Raw genomic sequence first — 18,744 nt, forward strand, 5'->3', positions numbered from 1 at the left:
CGAAGGAGACAGCCCATGCGCGCGGTTGTATTTGAATCACCTGGCCAACTCTCCGTCAAGGACCTGCCGGACCCGAGCCCCGGCCCCAAGGACATCCTGGTCAGGGTGGCAGCGGTCGGAATGTGCGGCACGGACATCCACGTATTCGAGGGCGACTACCTCGGCGGCCAATTTCCGATGATTCCCGGCCACGAGGCCACAGGCACGATCGAGGCAATCGGTGAGGCGGTCACCGGATTCTCTGTCGGGGACCGGGTGGCGATCGATCCGACGATGACTTGCGGGGAATGTGAGTACTGCCTGAACGGGCGCAACAACCTTTGCCGCAACTGGGACTCAATGGGAGTGATCAGCAGCCACGGCGCGTCGGCTGAGCTTATCCTCGCCCCGGCGAAAAACGTGTACGCCCTCGCCCCGGATGCAGACCTCTTCGATGCCACGATGATCGAACCCATTTCCTGCGCCATACGGGCGCTCGACATCCTTCCGCGCAGAATCGGTGAGCACTACCTGATTTACGGCGCGGGCACCATGGGATTGTTGTTGGCTCAGCTTGCCCCGCGCGCCGGAGCGGCATCGGTGAGCGTCGTGGACCCAAATGAGAGCCGCCTGCAGCTCGCCAGAGAGGTTGGCGTCGACATTGTTGCCACGGGTGCCGATCATCTTGATCGCGAGAACTGGGACGTTGTCATCGACTGCACGGGGGTTATCGCGGCCATGGAAGACGGCATGCCGCGGGTGAAGCCGGGCGGCTATTTTCAGCAGTTTGGAGTAGCGGCAGTCGATGCTAAAGCCCGGTACTCGCCGCTGAGCATCACAAAGGACGAAATCAACATCGTCGGGTCCATGGCGGCCCGGCACACCTTCGGGCGGGCTGTAGAGATGTTCACGGCGGGGGCCATTAACGTGAAGCCGATGTTCAGCCACGCCTTCACCCTGGACGACTATGACACGGCCATGGAAACCTTCCGGAAGGGTACGGGCCGCAAACTCCAGATTCGCCCAGGGGCCGCCGAATCCCAGACACTGCAATCGACCTGAACGCAAGTCAGGACTCACGTGTCTCAACCGGACCCACGTCCTCTCCGGAGTCATAGTGCTCCCCGAGGTGCCGTGGTCGAGGTGAAAGTAACCCGGCGGTCTCTGTAGGGGTTTGGGCGCGTGTCGGCATCGGGTTTGCACCATCGGGAGCTAAGCCCTGGGCCACCTGTCGTGTTCTTCTGCGGCGGAGTAGATTTGAAGAAAACAGGGTGCTACGCGGACAGGGTCACTGTCCGCGTAGCGCAATTACACCCCGACCACCCGGTGGCTGGCACGGGGGTCGGCACGGTGCTTCGTCTGTTCCGGAGTCCATGGTCTCTTCGCGAACAACCGGCGTGGCGCGTGTTGCCATGGTCTGGACGAGAAGCACCTGACGTCGTGCATTGCACCGAGGGAACGGGCATTTCCAACGGGAGTGACGATGGGCAAGATACTTTCCCACCGGTGAAGCTGTCCCGGTGCTGGGCATCGGAACGTGGGGCATGGGCGAGTTCTCCGGCCACGCTGCTCGGGAGACGGCGGCATCCATGTGGCCCTGGATGTGGGGATGTCCGTGGTTGATACCGCCGAGATGTACGGCAGCGGCGCGGCCGAGGAACTCGTCGGAAGGGCGCTGGCAGCACGGCGGGACGAACCCACACTTTATAGACGGCTAGAAGAATCACAAACGTCTCTCCGGCACCCACCCAGGAGAGATGTCCCAGCAGATGATGTGATAGCTGCGTTAGCGCGAAGACAAAGACCAGATCGAAGAATAACTCAACGCGAGTGACTCGGTCGCCGGGGGTTGCGGAACGCATCAGCGACCTGGCACGGACCGTCAGTATCCTCCCCTGGACCAGGAACGGACGGACGCCCCTCCTGCTGTCTGCAAGACTGACGACGGGGTGGGGGAAGTCAAGGGGGAACGGACAGTGCCGGCAAGCATCAGGTGGATATCAGCGAACCAGGTTCAGCGCCGCGTTGACGATCGAGGCTTCGTCGATGCCGTGGATGCGGTAGGCATCCTGTAGATCGGAGGACTCACCGAAGTCACTTACTCCCAGGGAGATTGTGCGGTCCCCTCGGGCCCCGGCCAGGAAGGACAAGGTGTGCGGGTGTCCATCCTGGACCGTGACGAGCGGCGAGGGGGCGTGTCGTGGAAAGAGCGCGTCAACGATGTCCAATCCGATCGCATGGGTTTCAGGGTTCGGCGAATTGCGGCTCTGAAGGGATTCGAAGACCAGATCAGGGCTGGTGAGGCAAACGACGCCCGCCCTGATGCCAAGTGTCTTGAGCCGTGCGGCCGAGGCGATGACCTCTGGCATCATTGCCCCGACGCCTACCAGAGTAACCTTTTCCTCGACCGGGTCATGGTCGCTCAGCCGGTAACCGCCGGCCACCGCGTGCCTACGGCGCCGCTCCAGCAGCACCGCGTCCGTCGGTAGGGCGGCCAAGGCCTGATCCAGTGGGCGGGTGGTGAGCCGGAAGTACGCTGAGCGTCCTCCGGGAATGCCGATCCGGCTCATGGCTTCGAGCATGCACCATTCCAGATCCTGGGCGAAGGCCGGCTCCCAGGCTGTACATTCCGGCTGTTCCAGACCGATGGAGGGAGTGGTGAGGGACTGGTGGGCGCCCCCTTCCGGTGCCAGAGTCACACCAGACGGTGTCCCGACCAGGATGGACTGGCCTCCGGCGTACATCCCGAAGGACCACGGTTCGAGGGCGCGGGCCACGAACGGATCATAGATAGTGGCGATCGGAATCAGCGGCTGGCCCCAGCGGCTCCAAGTGGAACCGAGCTCGGAGACCAGGCCCACGAGGTTGGTTTCGGCGATGCCTAGTTCGATGTGTTGGCCGTGGGAGTTCTCAATCCAGCGGAGGACCCGTTCGACGTCGTCCGCGAACCAGTCCTGGCGTTCACCAACGGACCAGACTCCGGTTTTGTTGATCCAGCCGCCGAGGTTGGTGGAGGAGGCCACGTCGGGGCTGCAGGTGACGACACGGTGGGCCACCTCAGGCGCTGCCCGTTTCAGGTCGGACAGGAACCGTCCCAGGGCGGCTTGCGTGGAAATTCTGTCACCGTAGCTCCACGGCAGCGAAGCGGGATTTTGGGGGGACGATGCCGGCTCGGGGTGCCGGCGCCTGAGCCGGAGCGATGCTCGGGAGCAAGCCCGTTCTTCGACAGTGCCCGGCTGGAATTTGCGCCATGGATCGCCAAGGTTCATTCGGGAGGCTTTGGCCAACATCTCCATCTGATCTGTGGACAGGAGCGCAGCGTGGTTGTTCGGATGTCCTTCGGTGGCAAGGCCGCGGCCTTTGATTGTGTACGCAAAGATGACGGAGGGCCGGGTGGGGTCGACTTGCTTGTAAGTGTCGAGTAGCAGTCCGATGTCATGTCCTGCGAGATCCCGTACCGCGGCTGCCTGTTCCGTGGCGGTGAGGGAACTGAGCAGGGTTTCCATGGCGGGGGTCGAATCGCTGGAGCGCAAGCGGTCGAAGATCTCTGAGTCGGGGGAGCGGAGTATGCGCTGGTATTCCTCGTTGGGCATGGTCTCGAGCCGGCGGCGTAGGTCCGCACCGCCTGGGTGGGCGAAGAGTTCCTGGATCCGGGTTCCCCACTTCCGGGTTAGGACCTGCCAGCCAGCGGCTTCGAACATGCCCTGCAGGCGCATAATCTGCGAGTCCGGTACCACCCGGTCCAAGGATTGCCGGTTCAAATCGACGATCCAGAGCAGCTCGCCGAGTTGCCCCACGGAGGGGTCGGCGACAGCCTCCCAGATGGCGCCCTCGTCCAGCTCCGCGTCGCCCAGCAGTCCGATGAAGCGACCGGATTTCCGTGATGCAGCGTACCGGTCGCTGACGAAGCGGTGTGCCATGGCTGCCCAGATGGTGGCTGTGGCTCCGATACCCACACTCCCGGTGGAAAAGTCCACCGTGTCAGGGTCCTTTGACCTGCTGGGATAACTCTGCAGGCCGCCCTTTTGCCGGAGTGTGCTGAGTTTGTTTTCGTCCAAGTCGCCAAGGAGGTAGTTGATGGCGTGCAGGACAGGGGAGGCGTGGGGCTTGACTGACACGCGGTCCGCCTCGGTCAGTTCGGAGAACCAAAGAGAGGTCATGATTTCAACCATGGAGGCGCTGGAGGACTGGTGGCCGCCGACCTTGATGCCGCTGACGTTGGGGCGGCCGCGGTTGGCGGCATCCACAATCGCGGTGGCGGTCCAGCGCACCCGCCGGGCAATACTCTCCAGAACTGCTGTCCCGGACCCTGCATCCCCAAGTCCGGCGGTGCCCGGGATCGCGGCTGTGGTCTGAAAATCTTCCACCCTCATGATGGTCTCCTGTACAAGTAAGCGTTACAAACGAAAAGTCCTCAAGTCGATCCGGTTAGCTGACTGCCAGTTCCCCCAGCTTCGACCAGCCTTCTACCTTGACGTTGACTATGTCCGGCGTCGCAGAAAGATATCCGGGAAGCTTCTCGCAAGCTTCCCGGAAGTGGGCCGACTGCACGTGGGCTGCCCCGGACTCATCGTCGCGGAAAGCCTCAATGAGGACGTAGGTGCAGGGTTCTTCGATGGAGCGGGACCACTCGAAGAACAAGCAACCTTCCTCGGCGTTGGTCGCGGAGGTGAAGTCCTTGGAGATTTCGGGCCACGCGTCGGCGTGGGCAGGCAGGACGGAGAATTTTGCGGTGATAAAGATCAATTCTGTTTCCCTTTGATAAGCCCCGTTTTGAGGGACAGGTCCGAGATAGTGGTCAGGCTGTTTCGACTGCACGTTTCTGCTCATCGGTCGCAGGTGCAGCCGGGCCGTTACCGATTAGGGCTTGTATACGTTCGCCCAGAATTGCCGAAACCCATCCCAGCCCGGCGCCGATAACGAGAGCAGTGGCGCTGGGCCAAAAAGACAGCTGCGTTCCGAAGAACACGGCTGTCCCGGCGAACGCGCCCGGGATGAAGGAGAGCGGCGCCCAGCCTGCTTGCAGGCACATGGCAAGTGCGGCAAGAGCCACGGCAATGGCGAGCGCGCCGGGGAATTGCGCCCAGCTGGTCAGTAGCGCAACCAGCCACCCGTAGATGACGCCTGACAGGTTGGCCGCGAGTCCTTTGGAAAATCCTGCCCGGTTTCCTCCTGCGGCGAAAAAGCATGCCCATGCGACGAACGCCACCCAGGTGATGAGGCCAAGTTCGACGCTTATCTGGGTCCAGACTCCGGCTAGTGCACCGACGGCAATACCTACGCCAATGTATGGTTTCATGTCGATTCTCTCTATTTGTTGATGCGTCGGTCCCCCAGGGCTGGTCTCTTTAGGGCACGAGGATGGCCCGGCCGCGCACTTTGCCCGCGTCGAGGTCGCTGATCGCCTGCTGGAAGTCATCGAGGGCGTATTTCTGGGTATGAAGAGTAACGGCACCCCGGGCCGCCAGGGCCATCAGGTCCTGAAGATCGTTATAGGAGCCGACGAGGTTGCCGATGATGCTGATCTCGGCTGAGACGATGTCGATGGTAGGGACGTCGATGTTCTCGCCGTAGCCGACTACGTAGTAATCGCCTGCCTGACGCAGCATGGCGAGGCCTTGGGCGGTCGCGCCGCCTTCGCCGACGAAGTCAATGAGTGCCTCCGCTCCATGACCGCCGGTGAGGGCCATGACCTGCTCGACTTGTGACCCGTCAGCCAGCACGCCTTCATGTGCTCCGATCTTCTTGGCCAGGTCCAGGGCAGCTGGATTACGGTCGACAACGATGATGCGGGCCGGTGTCAGGGCTGTGAGGACTTGAATACCTATGTGGCCCAGCCCTCCGGCGCCGATGACAACGCATGTATCCCTTGCGGTCAGCCGCTTCGCCGCCTTGGCGGCCGCGTGATAGGCGGTGAGGCCGGCGTCGGCCAGGGCTGCGACGTCGGCAGGCTCCAGGGAGTCGTCGATTTTGACGACGGAGCGGGCGGATGTCAGCAGGTATTCGGCATATCCGCCGCTGGTGTCGATACCGGGGAACTTGCTCTGTTCGCAGTGCACGTCGTCTCCGGAACGGCAGGCACGGCACAAGCCGCACGTGATGAGGGGGTGCAGGATGACTTTGTCGCCCTCCTTAACGTTGGTAACGGCGCTACCGACTGCGTGCACCCATCCGGCGTTCTCGTGGCCGATGGTATAAGGCAGGTGGACCTGCGATTTTTCCGCCCATTGGCCCTCGAGAATGTGGAGGTCCGTGCGGCATACCCCGGCTCCGCCGATTCTGACGACGACGTCAAAGGGGCCAGTGACTTGGGGAACCGGCACTTCTGCCATTTTCAGGCCTTCGTGGTAGCCGACGACCTGAATGGCCCGCATGGTGCTCATGGGTGAATCTCCTTGACTGTAAGTGGAAGTAATTCGTGGTGGTCTGCGGCTTCAGCGCCCTCGGGTCGTGCTGTCTGGTCCGCGCCGGATCCTTCATAGCGTGTCCGCAGCAGACCCCGGCAGAAATGTGCGTTTCCATCAATGGAAATGCGTGTCGAGCGGGCTCGACGCAGTGCCATCGGAACCGCGTCCGGAGGATAAGGCTGCCCTTCGTGGTCAACCAGGACAATCGAATCCGCGCCCTCGGGCAAGCCAAGTGCTGAGCGTCGGCGCAGCAGCGCCTCCTTCTTCCGTCCAGCTGGAAGGTCCCGGAGACGAATGGTTCCCAACGCCGTCTCCTCGATGCCGGTGTTGGTGCGCAACAGATCGGTGAGGCATCGTTCCATCGCGGCGGTGTGGGCCTTGCGCTGGAACATTCGCCGCAGCTCGTCCAGGCTGTCCTCGGCTTCATGCAGGAACGTGCCCCGGTAGCCGGCGTCCGCGGCGAGCCCGGCGTTGATGAGATCGGAGTCGTGGTGGTCGTCCAGCTCGACCACCACCTGCGTCACCGCGGGGAGCGCAGAGACCACATCCTTGCTGTCGGACGCCATGAGGTAGGCGAAATTGGGCGAGCAGAAGGAGGTGGGAAGGCGCAGGTGAACTTCCACCCTGGCCCCACCGGAGACGGTCTCGACGTTGAGGGAGCGAACGAAGCCGAGATCGGTGATCGGTTCATCCAGTTCCGGGTCGAGCACAGCGTCCAAGGCCCGGCGGATGTCCTCCTCGGTGACATCCCAGCGGGATGCAACTGCCGGACCGACGTACACGGCCGTCACCGGACGCCTGCCAGATCGGCGCGTTCGGGCTGTCGGGGTCCTGTCTTCGTCTCATCTGCAGCGGGGAGCTGCAGCTCTGCGGGCACCGGGATGTCGTACATCTTTGCGGCGTTGAGTCCCAGAATCTTCTTCTTTTGGGCAGTGGTGAGCGGGGCATATTCGGTCATGTCTTCCGGAATCTGGAAGTCAACGAACCGCTCAATCAGCCAGCGGGGCGTCCAAATGGCATAGTCACTGGAGAATTGGATACGGTCCTCTCCGATCCAATAGATGAGCTCTCCGATGATCTGGGCGAAGTACCGCGGCCGCGTGTGCATGAAAGGCATCGCGACGGCCAGGCCGCCATGAACATTGGGCTCCTGCGTGGCGATCCAACAAAAGTCTTCCAGTCGGGGCAGGCCGACGTGCTCAACCACAAAGTTCAGATCTGTGAAGTCTGAGGCTGCATGATCGACGTCGGCGACGTCGAATGCGTCCCGGTCGAGCGGGCGTACGGTAGGTCCTTTGTGGATGTGGATGTTCTTGATGCCGAGTTTGCGGCACTCCTCGAAGTACCGGTAGGACCAAGGGTCCGAGAGCTTGTATCCACGCGATTCTCCGTGCCACTCGGCGGTGTACAGCTTAACGCCTTTGAAGCCCATCTTTTCGTGATCGGCGCGCAGCCGGTCGAGGCCTGCCTCACCATCGCGGGGGTCATAACAGTGGTTGTACGTGAGCTTGTCCGGATTCGCCGCGGCGAGTCCGTACGCCTCCTCCACCTGCGCAAAGCCGTGCTTGTAGAACGCGCCGAGGTAGGCAGGCTGGAAGATCGCGTGGTCGACGTAGCCGTCCTCGAAAAGATCCTTCATGAGACGTTGGCCGCCTTGGTAGAGGAATTCCTCATAGGTCCACTGTTCCGCGTGGGGAGAGAGGTTGCGGTGGTAGTCATAGAAGCAATCGATGAACTGTTTACCAGGGACGTTCCGCTGGTTTTCGGGGCGGGCGTCCCACAGGGCGATGTGGGCGTCGACAATGAAGTAGTTCTCGCCGTCTTTGCTGTACATGTCCGGTCTCCTTCCGGCGCGACTGCCGTAGTCGCGACATCACCGACATTAGGTTGGTGAAACAGCTGTCAACATGTGTCGTGTGTCTCATTTTGAGACGCTTGCCCTTCGACTCGGATCCCTTGGAGGAAGTAGCCTCGAGGTATAGATACGAGGAGGACGGCGATGATGCCGAACACGGACCAGGGAAATCCCGGATCGGGCCACGATGACGCCGGCCGGCTCCCTACCCCGGACAAACGCCTCCTCGCTTCCTGGCAACGGAGCGAGGAATACGGTGTTTCCGCCGAGGCAGTAGATCCGACGTGGGCTGGCCCTGCAGGGGCTGACTCGCTCTTTTTCCAATGCGGCCAGGAGGTGCTCACCGGCCTCTACAGCACGCTGGCAAACGAACCCCTAAGCCTGATGCTCACCGATGCCAACGGTCTGCTCCTCAACCGCTTCAGCGGAGATACTTCCCTCTTGAGGGCGCTGGACAAGGCGCATCTGGCACCAGGCTTCGCATTCTCCGAAAGGGATGCCGGGACCAACGGCATGGGATTGGCACTTGCGGACCGCATCCCGACCCTCGTACGCGCGGAAGAGCATTACAGCGCCAGTCTCCGGACGTACACGTGCGCGGCTGTTCCTGTCTTCGATCCCGTCACGGGCTTGCTGGAAGGCAGTGTCAACATCACAACATGGTCCCGCTCATCCCCGCAGTTGCTGCTGGCTTTGGCGGAATCAGCTGCGGGCAACACCTCAGCCCTGATGCTTTCAAGATCGCAGGGTCGCAAAGGAAAAACCGGACCGAAGGGTGGCGTCTTCCGCATCCAGAGAGGCAAGCTCGAGCCTGCAGCGGGAACAGTGCGGAAAATTTCGTCGGCCTGGACAAACGCCGTCGACCAGGCCAGTGGTGCCCTGGCGGCGGGACGGGTTGTTGCCGCCGTAGGGGAGCAGGGTGCCGGGCGCGCAACTCTCCTGGCGCAGGCCCTGCGGCATGTTCAGCCCGGGAGCCGTATCATCTCAGCGGCCGTCCCTGCCCCCGCCGACGTCGACGCGTGGCTGTCCTTGTGGGCGCCCGAACTGGCCAAACCTGCTACCGCTGTGATCGTCGAAAACGTAGATCTGCTGCCCGCGTGGGCGGCGCAGGAACTCCACTCCCAAGCTATCCGGGCAGTTCGGTCGCTTCCCCTCTCCCAGGGCGGGAGCACGCCAGCGCTCGCATGGGGCGTCACAGCTGCAAGGCACGACGATATCCCGCAACCCCTGGCGGGCATGATCGATACGGTGATTCCTGTTCCTGCCCTGCGGGAACGAGGCGAGGATGTCCTGCACCTGGCCAGCTATGCCGCCCGCCAAACCCGCCTGCGGGAAATCAACTTCACCGGCGCGGCAGAAAAAGCACTGATGGCCCATAACTGGCCGGAGAACATTGATGAGCTTTTCAGCGTCATTCATGCCGCCGCTGTCCAGACTGAGACCATTGACGTGAGCCATCTCCCTGCTTACCTTCTGGGCGGGAGAAACCGCCACCTGAGTCGGATCGAGGTGGTGGAACGCGACGAAATCGTCCGCTGCCTCTCCACACCCGGAGTAACAGTAAGCGGTGCGGCAGCAGAATTGGGCATCAGCAGGGCCACCATCTACCGCCGCATGGCCAGGCTTGGGATCGCAATCCCGAAGTAGGCGGACGCCGTGCCTACTTGTCTCCAAAAAGCCGGGCGACGTTGTTGAGGCCACATGCCACCTAGGATTTCCCAACATTTTCCAAGAGTCACCGAATCAGCGTTGACCTGCGGAATTGACCCTTGGAACGGCCGTCGCTGCCCGGTCAGGACCTAGGCTGAGCCCGTCCATTCATGGCTGCCGTCAGGGAAGACCTGACGCTTCCACACCGGCAAGCGCTTTTTGATCTCGTCAACGAGGTCGGCGCACGCGGTGAACGCCTCTGCACGGTGCGCAGCAGACACAGCGGCCGCAAGTGCGACGTCGCCCACACCCAGCCTCCCGACACGGTGCTGAACCGCGACAGCATCGATGTCTGCACGGGCGGCGATTTCCGCCGCGATTTGACCAAGAATGGTGGAGGCATGTGGGTGGGCGACATACTCGATCCCGGTCACGGACCGCCCGTCGTCGTGGTTCCGGACCACGCCACTGAACGTGACGACAGCGCCCGCCGCGGAATCTTCCACGATGGACGTACAGTGCTCAACGTCCGCTTTGTCGTCGCGAATTTCCGCAAAGGCCACTCGGTGAGCAGCCGGTAGCAGGCGTGCCAGGTTAGTCATGCGTTTTTCCTCGATTTCAAGACCGTCACATTGAAGGGCGCAGCTGATTAGCCGCCGGCGAACGGCGGAAGGACATCGATTCGCAGGTGGTCCCGGGCGGGAAGGGGCGCCGATCTGTCCCGGAAGGTCACTCCGTCGACCAGAAGCGCACAGATCTCCAGGACTCGTCCCGCGCCCGGTCGAGAAGCCACCAGAGCGGACACCACCGACTCAAGGCTTTCCCCGCTGGGCACCGTGACTGTCTCCTCGTGGCGACCCATCGACTCAGCTGCGGCAGCAAAGTAGAACAGGTTGAGCGTAGTTCTGCTCGAGATGTCCTGTGTTCCCACCATGTCACCCTCCGATCGCGCTCATCAACCGTTCCGGCTGAAGGAAGCTGGGATCGTCAATCCCATGGCCGGCCAGTTTCCCCCAGTGTGCGGTGCGCCAGATGTGGGCGAGCTCATCATCTGTGGCGCCGGATCGCATTGGTGTGCGCAGGTCATGCTCTGATGTGGCGAACAGGCAAGTCCGTACTTGTCCGTCGGCGGTCAACCGGGTTCGGTCGCAGGCGCCGCAAAAGTTTTGGGTCACGGCAGAGATAATCCCCACCGTGCCGAGGATACGTTCGGTGTTGCCGTCGAGTACATCCCACGTCTCGGCCGGCGCCGATCCGCGATCGCCCGGACTGGTCCGCACCAAGGCGTACCGCTTCTGAAGAATTGAGAGGATTTCGTCTGCAGAGACCATCTGTTCCCGGTTCCAGGCATCGTGGGGCCCCAAAGGCATTTGCTCGATAAACCGCAACTCGTATCCGTTGTCCAGTGCATATGACAGAAGCTCGATCGCCTGGTCGTGGTTCAGGCCCCGTATGAGTACGGCGTTCAGTTTGATTGGCGCCATTCCAGCTTCTGCGGCCGCTCTGATGCCGGACAGCACCTCCGGCAACCTGTCACGTCGGGTGATTGTTGCGTATGTCGCTCTGTCGATGGAGTCCAAAGAGACGTTCACGCGGGCGAGCCCTGCTTTGGCCAGACCGAGGGCTCGGTGCGCCAGGCCCAGTCCATTCGTGGTCAGTGACATGGACGGCGGTTTGCCTTCGTCCGTTCGCAGCGAGGCGGTCGCCGCAACGATTTTCTCGAGCCCTTTGCGGAGGAGGGGCTCGCCGCCCGTGAAGCGGACTTCGCGGACACCGAGTTGCCCAACTGCAACTCCTACCAGCCTGATGACTTCCTCATCAGAAAGCTGTAGTGAACCCGGCGCCCACTCGAGTCCTTCGGCGGGCATGCAGTATTGGCAACGCAGATTGCATCGGTCGGTGAGGGAGACGCGCAAATCACGTGCCGTTCTCCGGTAAGTGTCGACGAGTGCAGGGGAGTCGGGACGCTCATCAACACCACGAGTGCCCGCAGTCGCCCTGTTGCTTGGAACGAGTGGGATTCCGAGGGCTACTGCCCGCCGGGTTGATTGCTTCATGTGTTTCCACCTTTCACGGGGCCCGGAGCGCTTGCACCCGAACTGGCCCCAAGGCTCGTCGCCGAATTTCAGGATTTCATGGATTTGGCCGGATGCGGATGTGTGCAGGCACAGTCCTAAGAGGAAATGATGTGGCCCGGACCATGTTGGGATGAGCGGCTGGAATCCATACTGGGACGCAAGTCCCGTCGGATCCACGAACGAACCGGAAGAAGTGAATGAACCATGCTCAGTCCCCTTGAAACCCTGGCCGCCCTTTTGGGCAGCAGCCTCTACGAAGACCCCAGACGGCAGGGCGTTGATGTTCGGGACGCGCATTACCTCGTCATGCTGATCGGTTACGACGCTTGACGAACGAACCGGCAACCCAGGCAACACAGGGGGAACGGGACACCGCCGGTAAGAAATCGGTTCTTATCGCCGCATGTCTGGCAGCCGGGGCCGGGGGCTGGGGCCTGACAGCAGCGGGTGCCGATGCCGGCAGGCTTTCCGAGGCTTACGACACCGACCTCATCACCATCGGGCTTCTCACGACGGTGCTCGCCATTCCATATGCTGCCATGCAGTTACCAGCCGGCCATTTGGTAGACCGCTTCGGTGCCAGGCGCACGGCATTCTTCGGCCTTGCATTGGTAATTCTGTCCTATCTTGCCGCCGCCGCTATTCCGTTGCTGCCCGTTGCTTTCGTGGCGCGCATTTTGGGTGGGGCGGGCAGTGCCGTGGGTTTCGTGGTGGGTGCGGAGCTGGCGAGGAGGGCCCGGATCGGAGTGGTCGGACTCGGCGCTTTTGGCGGCGCTGCGATAGGTTTTGGGGGACTCGCCATTGCCGTTATTCCCGCGCTCGAGCCAGCGTTGGGCTGGAGATCGGCCTGGTTGACTTGTGCTGCCGTTGCGGCCCTGGCCCTGACCTTGGTGTGGGTGTGCGTACCGGCCCACATTCCCAGCAAGCCCCACCCAACCATTCATCGGGTCCGGCGTCCCGTACTCCGTGACTGGGAATTGCACCGGCTTGGCGCTATCCATGCGGCGACGCTTGGGCTCGGTGTAGTCCTCGGCAACTGGGCCGCGGTCATCCTGCACACCCGCTGGAATCTTCCCTTTGGAAGTGCGTCGGTGATCGCCTCCCTCATCCTGCTGATGACCATGGCAAGCCGGCCGCTTGGCGGGTTCATTGCAAGTAAGTACCCCCACTGCCTCCGGTGGGTTTTACCGGCTTCACTAACTGTGTGCGCCGTGGCAACGGCAGCGTTGTACGTTCCGTCGACGCCGCTTGCAGCGGTGGCAGTTGTCCTCAGTTTGGGCCTGGCAAGCGGGCTGCCGTTCGCCGCGGTTCTGCGGGGTGCACAGCTATGGCGGCCAGACCGCCCGGCAGCCGCGGTTGGGCTCCTCAACGCGCTGGCAAACACTCTTGTGGTCTTGGGTACGCCCCTGTTTGCCGCGGCCATTCAGCACGAGCAGATCGGGACGGCCCTGTTCGTTGTCACTGCACTGTGGCTGGTTCCTATTGTGGCGCTGCCCCGTTCGCTGAAGTCCGCCGTGGATAGCCGCCAGTCACCTCAGCGGGCTGATCTGCCATAAAGTGCAGCGAGAGCGTGGACGGCGGACCCATCTTGCTGGGTCGGCTGCGTGCAGCCAGCCATGAAGTTCAACGGGTGGAATTGACGTGTAGTAATTTTGCTACGGCACTGGCAACTGAATCAATGAGGTGTGGCCCAACAGGTGACGTTATCAACTCCGAAGAGCCCACGATGTGTGTGCAGACACACATGAAGCGCTCAAGACAGTGTTTGGGGACCATAGGTTTGATTGCCCGGACAGGGCAGAGTTAGAACCCAATCGGCCGAGCGCCGACTGTGAGGTTCCGTTTTGAAGGAGAGCAATGAAGCCCCCCGTGATAGCCCGTAACGACGTGGCCGAGGACCCTGAGGCGTTCAGCTTCGGCGCCCGCGCGGCCTGCAGCAAAGGAGCGCGATGAAACCGTCGGCATTCGCCTACTACGATCCGGAAACGCTCGAAGAAGCGGTGGAACTGAAGCGCGACCATGGCTCGGACGCGATGATCCTGGCTGGTGGCCTCAGCCTCATGCCACGCATCAGCATGCGCCTGACCAAGCCCCGGGTGTTGATTGACATCAACCGCATCGAAGACCTGAAGCGAATCGCTCAGGACGGTGACTACATTGAGGTCGGCGCAGGAGCTCGCCAGCACGCGGTCGAGGTAAACCCGGCCATTCACGACCGGCTTCCACTGCTGGCCGAGATGGTGTCTTTCATCGGGCACGCGGAAATCCGCCACCGGGGCACGGTCGGCGGAAGCATATCCTTCGCTGACCCGGCGACAGAACTACCCTGTGCCTCAGTGACCCTGGATGCTGAGATGGTCGTAGTGGGTGCGAGCGGAACCCGGACCGTGAAGGCCCCAGACTTTTTTGTCGGATCCTGGGTCAACTCGTTGGGACCCGACGAGCTGCTGGCCGCAATAAGGTTCCGTGCCCACCGGGCCGACGGACATGGCTTCGTAGAGCTCTCCCGCCGCGTCGGCGAACGTGCTCTCGCTTCGGCTGCAACGCAGATGACCTTTGCCGAGGACGGCGCCGTCGCCTCGGTTTCGATTGGGATCTCCAATATTGCGGACAGGCCACTGCGGGCCACCGTCGCTGAACAAATGCTGCTCGGCCAGAAGCCAAGCGAGGACCTCATCTTGTTGGCCGCCCAAACCGTCACCGAGCAGGTGAGCAATGGCGATGACATTCATGCCACACGAGCCTATAGGCAACACGTTGCAGGTGTTATCACTGCACGTTCCATCCGGGCTGCGGTCAACCGCGGCAAGAAGGGAGACCAGTCATGACCACGCAGTCCACTACTGACAGCGCCTACCGTCGCGCGGTGACAGTAACAGTCAACGGTAAAGAATTCACGCGCGACGTCGACACCCGCACCACGCTGGCTGACTGGCTGCGTGAAGATCTCCAACTGGTCAGCGTCCACCTCGGATGCGAACAGGGCGCGTGTGGTTGCTGCAACGTGCTTCTGGATGGCCAGTCGGTCCGGTCCTGTTTGATGCTCGCCGTCCAGGCAAACGGACACGAAGTAGAGACCGTTGAGAGCCTGTCAGCTGACCCGGGCAACCTCCACCCCATCCAGGAGGCCTTCCACGAGGAACACGGTCTCCAGTGTGGGTTCTGCACGCCCGCCATGGTCCTCCGCACCAAGGAACTGCTCGCCGAACAACAGCACCGTACAGACGAGGAGGTTCGTGATGGAATATCCGGCATTCTGTGTCGCTGCACCGGCTACCAGAACATCGTAAATTCCGTTCAGTGTGCTGCACGGAAGCTCAGCAAGCAATCTCCAGCACCCATCGCCGCAGGTGCCGGCACGGGCGATAGCCCGGCTACGGAAGGGAAGGCCTGATCATGACCGAAACAGCTCACGCACAGGCCACCGCAGGGAACCACGCAAGCGGTACGGAAAGCGTTCCTGCACCTCCTGGCAGCAAGTACAAATACATCGGTCGCAGCATGAAACGGGTCGAGGACCCCCGACTGCTCGTCGGTAGGGGCGGGTACATCTCGGATGTCCGTATACCCGGCCTGAAGCACGCAGCCATGTACCGGAGCCCGATAGCGCACGGACGGATTGTCTCGATCGATGCGACGGAGGCGCTGAAGATTCCTGGTGTCGTCGCAGTATTCACGGGCGAAGACTGCCGGGAAAAAATGAATCCCTGCATGAACTTCGGCCCCTCCACGATCCAGCAATACCCCTTGGCCGTCGGCAAAGTCCGCTACTTCGGCGAGGCGGTTGTCGCCGTCGTCGCAGACAGCCGCTACATTGCCGAGGACGCCGTGGATGCTTTGAAGGTGGAGTTTGAGGAGCTGCCTCCCATCGTCAGCCCCATGGCGGCCCTGGACCCGGACTCACCGCTTGTGCATGAGGTCCATGGTTCCAACCTCGCCTATGAACGCACGTTCACCTTCGGAGAGTTTGATAAAGACTTCGATGAGGCAGACATCATCGTCTCCGACCGCCTTCATTGGGGGCGCACAGCCGGCACACCGATGGAAACAACGGGAGCGATCGCGCGCCCAGGCTTTAATGGCGTGCTCGAGATTTACTGCAACTCGATGAACTTCAGCTACTTTGTGTGGTTGATTGCCACAGCGCTGAAAGTCCCCAGCAACCGCATCACCATCAACCCCGTGCCCGCTGGCGGCAGCTTTGGCAGTAAATTCACCGCCCATAAGGTCCCCACGCTTGCTGGGTTCCTGGCGTTGCAGACCAACCAGCCGGTCGCCTACATCGAGGATCGGCTCGACCACACCCTGAACTCCGACCATCATGCATCGGACCGTTACTACGACGCCAAACTGGCCTTGAAATCCGACGGCACGTTCCTGGGCCTGGACATAGACGTCGTCGACGATTATGGCGCGTACCTCCAGTTCGGAGTAGGCACCCATGGCAACGCCCTTTCACAATCCGTGGGGCCCTACCGCATCGGCAGCCTCCGCTACCATCTGCAGGCCGTCCTGACCAACAAGTGTCAGCAGGGGGCCTACCGGGGCTTCGGTTCAGAAGTGCAAAACTGGGTCCTTGAACGCCTCGTCGATCTTGCCGCAAAGGAAACCGGGCTGAAGCCCGAGGACATCCGCCGCAAGAACTTCATCCAGGTGGAGCAGTTTCCCTACAAGATTCCCGGCGGCAACCTCTACGACTCCGGAAACTACGATGCCGTGCTCGATGAAGCCCTGTCCCTCATTGACGTTGAGCACTGGCGACGGGAACAAAAGCGGTTGCGGGAGGAAGAGAACCGGTACATCGGAATCGGTCTGGTTTCGACCCAGGAACGAAGCGTTTTCAGTTCCACGGAGTTCTGGTACTGGTTTGACGAGCCGGCCTTCCCCATCACATCCAGCCCGGAGAGCGCGACAGTCTCCATCGATCCGGCCGGCGAGTTCCAAGTAGTACTGCACTCGCAGGCGATGTGGGGTAACAGCCCCGAGACTGTCGCTGCCATGGTCGTGGCCGAAGAATTCGGAGTCGACCCCTCCAAGGTCAATATCCGGTACGCGGATACCGCCCACGCGCTTCCGGGGACGGGCCCGGGCGGAAGCCGATTCACCGTCATGGTGACCGGTGCCATCCGGGGAGCTTCACGTAAGCTCCAGAAGAAGATCATCGAGATCGCCGCCCACACCCTCGAAGTGCCGGCCGAAGACCTTGAGGTTACGGACGGGCGTGTTCAGGTCAAGGGCGCTCCCGAGGTGGGGCAATCCCTGGGCGAAGTGGCGGCAACCGCGTACTTCTTCGCCCTCAATCTCCCGCCAGGCATGACCAGCGGGATGGAAGAGCAGTACACCTACGACCACCCGATCACCACACTGCCCTCACCTGACAGGACCGATTTGGGTATCTTCTACCCCATCATGGGTCACAACTGCCACATCGCCGTCGTCGAAGTCGACCCGGATACCGGCATGGTGAAGATCCTTGATTACGCAGCCGTGCACGACGCGGGAACGATCGTCAATCCTATCACCCTGGGAGGCCACGTTACCGGCGGCGCAGCTCAAGGAATCGGACAGGCACTGCTCGAGGAATTGCCCTATGACGAGGACGGAAAGTTCCTGGCAACTTCTTTCCGCGATTACCTTGTACCTTCCGCACATGAGGTGCCCACCATGAAGCTTGGCCACGTGGAGACGCCCTCACCCTATACGGAATTTGGTATTAAGGGAGGCGGAGAGGGAGGCCGCATGGCCACACCCGGCGTACTGTCGCAAGCGGTGGACGACGCGCTTCGGGAATTCGACATGCGAGTGACGGAGCTGCCCATCAAACCGTCGCGGATTGTCTCCGACGTCCTTGCTTCGAAGGCTCGGAAGCCGTAGGCGGTGGATCCCATGATCGATACCCTCGGTTCGGCCGCGCAGGTGGGCGCCCCTGCTTGCGCGGCCCAGCTGCAGGCCAGCCTCCGCAGCGTGGATTACCTCGCAGGCGACGACCTCGCCATGGCAGCGTTCCTGGCACTGAAACTGAACCGTCCACTCCTGTTGGAAGGGGAAAACGGTGTAGGCAAGACGGAAATTGCCCATGCGTTCGCGAGTCTGCTTGGCAGGGAACTGATCCGGTTGCAGTGCTATGAAGGCATTGACGTCAGCCAGGCCCTCTATGACTGGCACTACCCCAGGCAGCTGCTTGCTGTCAGGGAAGGGCAAGGACACCGCGACGTCTTCTCCCAGGAATTCCTCATTGCCCGGCCGCTGCTCCGGGCGCTGGAGAAAGGCGACGGTGCCGTCCTGCTCATCGACGAACTCGACCGTGCCGATGACGAGTTTGAGGCGTTCCTTCTCGAGCTGCTCTCGGACTTCGCCGTGACGATTCCTGAAGTGGGATTGGTGCGCGCCGCGCGGCCGCCGATGGTCATCCTGACTTCCAACCGGACACGCGAGCTTCACAATGCTGTCCGGAGGCGCTGCCTGTACAGCTGGGTGGATCACCCGGACGCCGAACGTGAGCTGGAAATCATCAAGCTCCGGGCCCCGGACATACCCCACTCGCTGGCCATGGAAGTAAGCGGAGCCGTTGCCAGGATCCGCGGCCTTGACCTTGTGCACCGGCCTGGCGTGGGGGAGGCACTGGATTGGGCAAGCGCCCTGCACATGCTGGGCGTCATGTCCCTGGACCGAGAGTCAGCCAAAGCCGCCATGGCCGCGCTCGTCAAGGACGTCGATGACCAACGCACGGTTCTGGCGCACCTTGATGATGTCATTCCAGTTGCCCAGGACTGAA

At 61.9% G+C, this 18,744-nt stretch carries 17 protein-coding genes and 1 pseudogene; 8 read left to right on the plus strand and 10 right to left on the minus strand.

What is annotated here, in order from left to right:
• Window positions 1–15 precede the first annotated feature (15 nt).
• The gene (locus QN084_RS20495) at window positions 16–1,041 is read left to right on the plus strand and encodes a zinc-dependent alcohol dehydrogenase family protein (protein ID WP_069695667.1); all 1,026 of its coding nucleotides are present in this window, start codon (window positions 16–18) and stop codon (window positions 1,039–1,041) included.
• 659 nt (window positions 1,042–1,700) lie between these two features.
• Here the strand turns inward: QN084_RS20495 and QN084_RS20500 are convergent.
• The 7 genes and pseudogenes from QN084_RS20500 to QN084_RS20530 form a co-directional block, all read right to left on the minus strand.
• Window positions 1,701–1,841, minus strand: a pseudogene (locus QN084_RS20500) (low temperature requirement protein A); the annotation flags it as partial.
• 138 nt (window positions 1,842–1,979) lie between these two features.
• Window positions 1,980–4,352: a thiamine pyrophosphate-binding protein gene (locus QN084_RS20505; protein ID WP_083262001.1), complete on the minus strand. Its 2,373-nt coding sequence runs from the start codon at window positions 4,350–4,352 to the stop codon at window positions 1,980–1,982.
• A gap of 55 nt (window positions 4,353–4,407) precedes the next feature.
• Window positions 4,408–4,725, minus strand: coding sequence for a putative quinol monooxygenase (locus QN084_RS20510; protein WP_069695666.1), 318 nt, complete (start codon window positions 4,723–4,725; stop codon window positions 4,408–4,410).
• Window positions 4,726–4,777: 52 nt separating this feature from the next.
• Complete coding sequence (locus QN084_RS20515; protein ID WP_069695665.1) at window positions 4,778–5,278, minus strand: DUF1097 domain-containing protein; 501 nt, start codon at window positions 5,276–5,278, stop codon at window positions 4,778–4,780.
• Between the two features lie 49 nt (window positions 5,279–5,327).
• Window positions 5,328–6,362, minus strand: coding sequence for an NAD(P)-dependent alcohol dehydrogenase (locus QN084_RS20520; RefSeq protein ID WP_206599695.1), 1,035 nt, complete (start codon window positions 6,360–6,362; stop codon window positions 5,328–5,330).
• The gene (locus QN084_RS20525; RefSeq protein ID WP_259362954.1) at window positions 6,359–7,177 is read right to left on the minus strand and encodes an iron-sulfur cluster assembly protein; all 819 of its coding nucleotides are present in this window, start codon (window positions 7,175–7,177) and stop codon (window positions 6,359–6,361) included. The genes QN084_RS20520 and QN084_RS20525 overlap by 4 nt, the downstream gene beginning before the upstream one ends.
• Window positions 7,174–8,220 carry an amidohydrolase family protein gene (locus tag QN084_RS20530; protein ID WP_069695664.1) on the minus strand — a complete coding sequence of 349 codons (1,047 nt, stop codon included), beginning with the start codon at window positions 8,218–8,220 and terminating at the stop codon, window positions 7,174–7,176. The genes QN084_RS20525 and QN084_RS20530 overlap by 4 nt, the downstream gene beginning before the upstream one ends.
• Before the next feature lie 165 nt (window positions 8,221–8,385).
• Between QN084_RS20530 and QN084_RS20535 the strand changes: the two genes are divergently transcribed.
• Window positions 8,386–9,888 carry an AAA-type ATPase lid domain-containing protein gene (locus QN084_RS20535; protein ID WP_069695663.1) on the plus strand — a complete coding sequence of 501 codons (1,503 nt, stop codon included), beginning with the start codon at window positions 8,386–8,388 and terminating at the stop codon, window positions 9,886–9,888.
• Between the two features lie 152 nt (window positions 9,889–10,040).
• On the opposite strand, the gene QN084_RS20540 is transcribed toward QN084_RS20535, so the two are convergent.
• Genes QN084_RS20540 through moaA form a run of 3 tightly spaced genes read right to left on the minus strand, consistent with a single transcriptional unit; the run spans window position 10,041 to window position 11,948 of the window.
• Entirely contained in the window at window positions 10,041–10,493 is a 453-nt protein-coding gene (locus QN084_RS20540; RefSeq protein WP_083262003.1) for a molybdenum cofactor biosynthesis protein MoaE, read from the minus strand.
• 47 nt (window positions 10,494–10,540) lie between these two features.
• Window positions 10,541–10,825, minus strand: coding sequence for a MoaD/ThiS family protein (locus tag QN084_RS20545; RefSeq protein WP_069695662.1), 285 nt, complete (start codon window positions 10,823–10,825; stop codon window positions 10,541–10,543).
• A 1-nt stretch (window position 10,826) separates the two neighbouring features.
• Window positions 10,827–11,948 (minus strand): GTP 3',8-cyclase MoaA, encoded by a 1,122-nt coding sequence (gene moaA / locus QN084_RS20550; RefSeq protein WP_069695661.1) that lies wholly within the window; start codon window positions 11,946–11,948, stop codon window positions 10,827–10,829.
• 225 nt (window positions 11,949–12,173) lie between these two features.
• Here moaA and QN084_RS20555 point away from each other — a divergent pair, with 225 nt between their 5' ends.
• The 6 genes from QN084_RS20555 (at window position 12,174) to QN084_RS20580 (ending at window position 18,743) form a co-directional block, all read left to right on the plus strand.
• Complete coding sequence (locus QN084_RS20555) at window positions 12,174–12,299, plus strand: hypothetical protein (RefSeq protein WP_259362956.1); 126 nt, start codon at window positions 12,174–12,176, stop codon at window positions 12,297–12,299.
• Window positions 12,296–13,525, plus strand: a complete 1,230-nt coding sequence (locus QN084_RS20560; RefSeq protein ID WP_069695660.1) for an MFS transporter — start codon at window positions 12,296–12,298, stop codon at window positions 13,523–13,525. Before QN084_RS20555 ends, QN084_RS20560 begins: the two co-directional genes overlap by 4 nt.
• A gap of 393 nt (window positions 13,526–13,918) precedes the next feature.
• Window positions 13,919–14,797 (plus strand): FAD binding domain-containing protein, encoded by an 879-nt coding sequence (locus QN084_RS20565; protein ID WP_069695659.1) that lies wholly within the window; start codon window positions 13,919–13,921, stop codon window positions 14,795–14,797.
• Window positions 14,794–15,363: a (2Fe-2S)-binding protein gene (locus QN084_RS20570; protein WP_069695658.1), complete on the plus strand. Its 570-nt coding sequence runs from the start codon at window positions 14,794–14,796 to the stop codon at window positions 15,361–15,363. Before QN084_RS20565 ends, QN084_RS20570 begins: the two co-directional genes overlap by 4 nt.
• Before the next feature lie 2 nt (window positions 15,364–15,365).
• Window positions 15,366–17,843 (plus strand): xanthine dehydrogenase family protein molybdopterin-binding subunit, encoded by a 2,478-nt coding sequence (locus tag QN084_RS20575; RefSeq protein ID WP_083262004.1) that lies wholly within the window; start codon window positions 15,366–15,368, stop codon window positions 17,841–17,843.
• A 12-nt stretch (window positions 17,844–17,855) separates the two neighbouring features.
• The gene (locus QN084_RS20580; protein ID WP_069695687.1) at window positions 17,856–18,743 is read left to right on the plus strand and encodes an AAA family ATPase; all 888 of its coding nucleotides are present in this window, start codon (window positions 17,856–17,858) and stop codon (window positions 18,741–18,743) included.
• Window position 18,744: the final 1 nt, after the last annotated feature.

It is taken from the genome of Paenarthrobacter sp. R1 (assembly GCF_030264015.1).
Lineage (GTDB): Bacteria > Actinomycetota > Actinomycetes > Actinomycetales > Micrococcaceae > Arthrobacter > Arthrobacter ureafaciens.

Coding starts and splice junctions, on each gene's coding strand:
- QN084_RS20495 (WP_069695667.1), top strand. CDS start 16: ATGCGCGCGGTTGTATTTGAATCACCTGGCCAACTCTCCGTCAAGGAC.
- QN084_RS20505 (WP_083262001.1), bottom strand. CDS start 4,352: ATGAGGGTGGAAGATTTTCAGACCACAGCCGCGATCCCGGGCACCGCC.
- QN084_RS20515 (WP_069695665.1), bottom strand. CDS start 5,278: ATGAAACCATACATTGGCGTAGGTATTGCCGTCGGTGCACTAGCCGGA.
- QN084_RS20520 (WP_206599695.1), bottom strand. CDS start 6,362: ATGAGCACCATGCGGGCCATTCAGGTCGTCGGCTACCACGAAGGCCTG.
- QN084_RS20530 (WP_069695664.1), bottom strand. CDS start 8,220: ATGTACAGCAAAGACGGCGAGAACTACTTCATTGTCGACGCCCACATC.
- QN084_RS20535 (WP_069695663.1), top strand. CDS start 8,386: ATGATGCCGAACACGGACCAGGGAAATCCCGGATCGGGCCACGATGAC.
- QN084_RS20540 (WP_083262003.1), bottom strand. CDS start 10,493: ATGACTAACCTGGCACGCCTGCTACCGGCTGCTCACCGAGTGGCCTTT.
- QN084_RS20545 (WP_069695662.1), bottom strand. CDS start 10,825: ATGGTGGGAACACAGGACATCTCGAGCAGAACTACGCTCAACCTGTTC.
- moaA (WP_069695661.1), bottom strand. CDS start 11,948: ATGAAGCAATCAACCCGGCGGGCAGTAGCCCTCGGAATCCCACTCGTT.
- QN084_RS20555 (WP_259362956.1), top strand. CDS start 12,174: ATGCTCAGTCCCCTTGAAACCCTGGCCGCCCTTTTGGGCAGCAGCCTC.
- QN084_RS20565 (WP_069695659.1), top strand. CDS start 13,919: ATGAAACCGTCGGCATTCGCCTACTACGATCCGGAAACGCTCGAAGAA.
- QN084_RS20570 (WP_069695658.1), top strand. CDS start 14,794: ATGACCACGCAGTCCACTACTGACAGCGCCTACCGTCGCGCGGTGACA.
- QN084_RS20575 (WP_083262004.1), top strand. CDS start 15,366: ATGACCGAAACAGCTCACGCACAGGCCACCGCAGGGAACCACGCAAGC.
- QN084_RS20580 (WP_069695687.1), top strand. CDS start 17,856: ATGATCGATACCCTCGGTTCGGCCGCGCAGGTGGGCGCCCCTGCTTGC.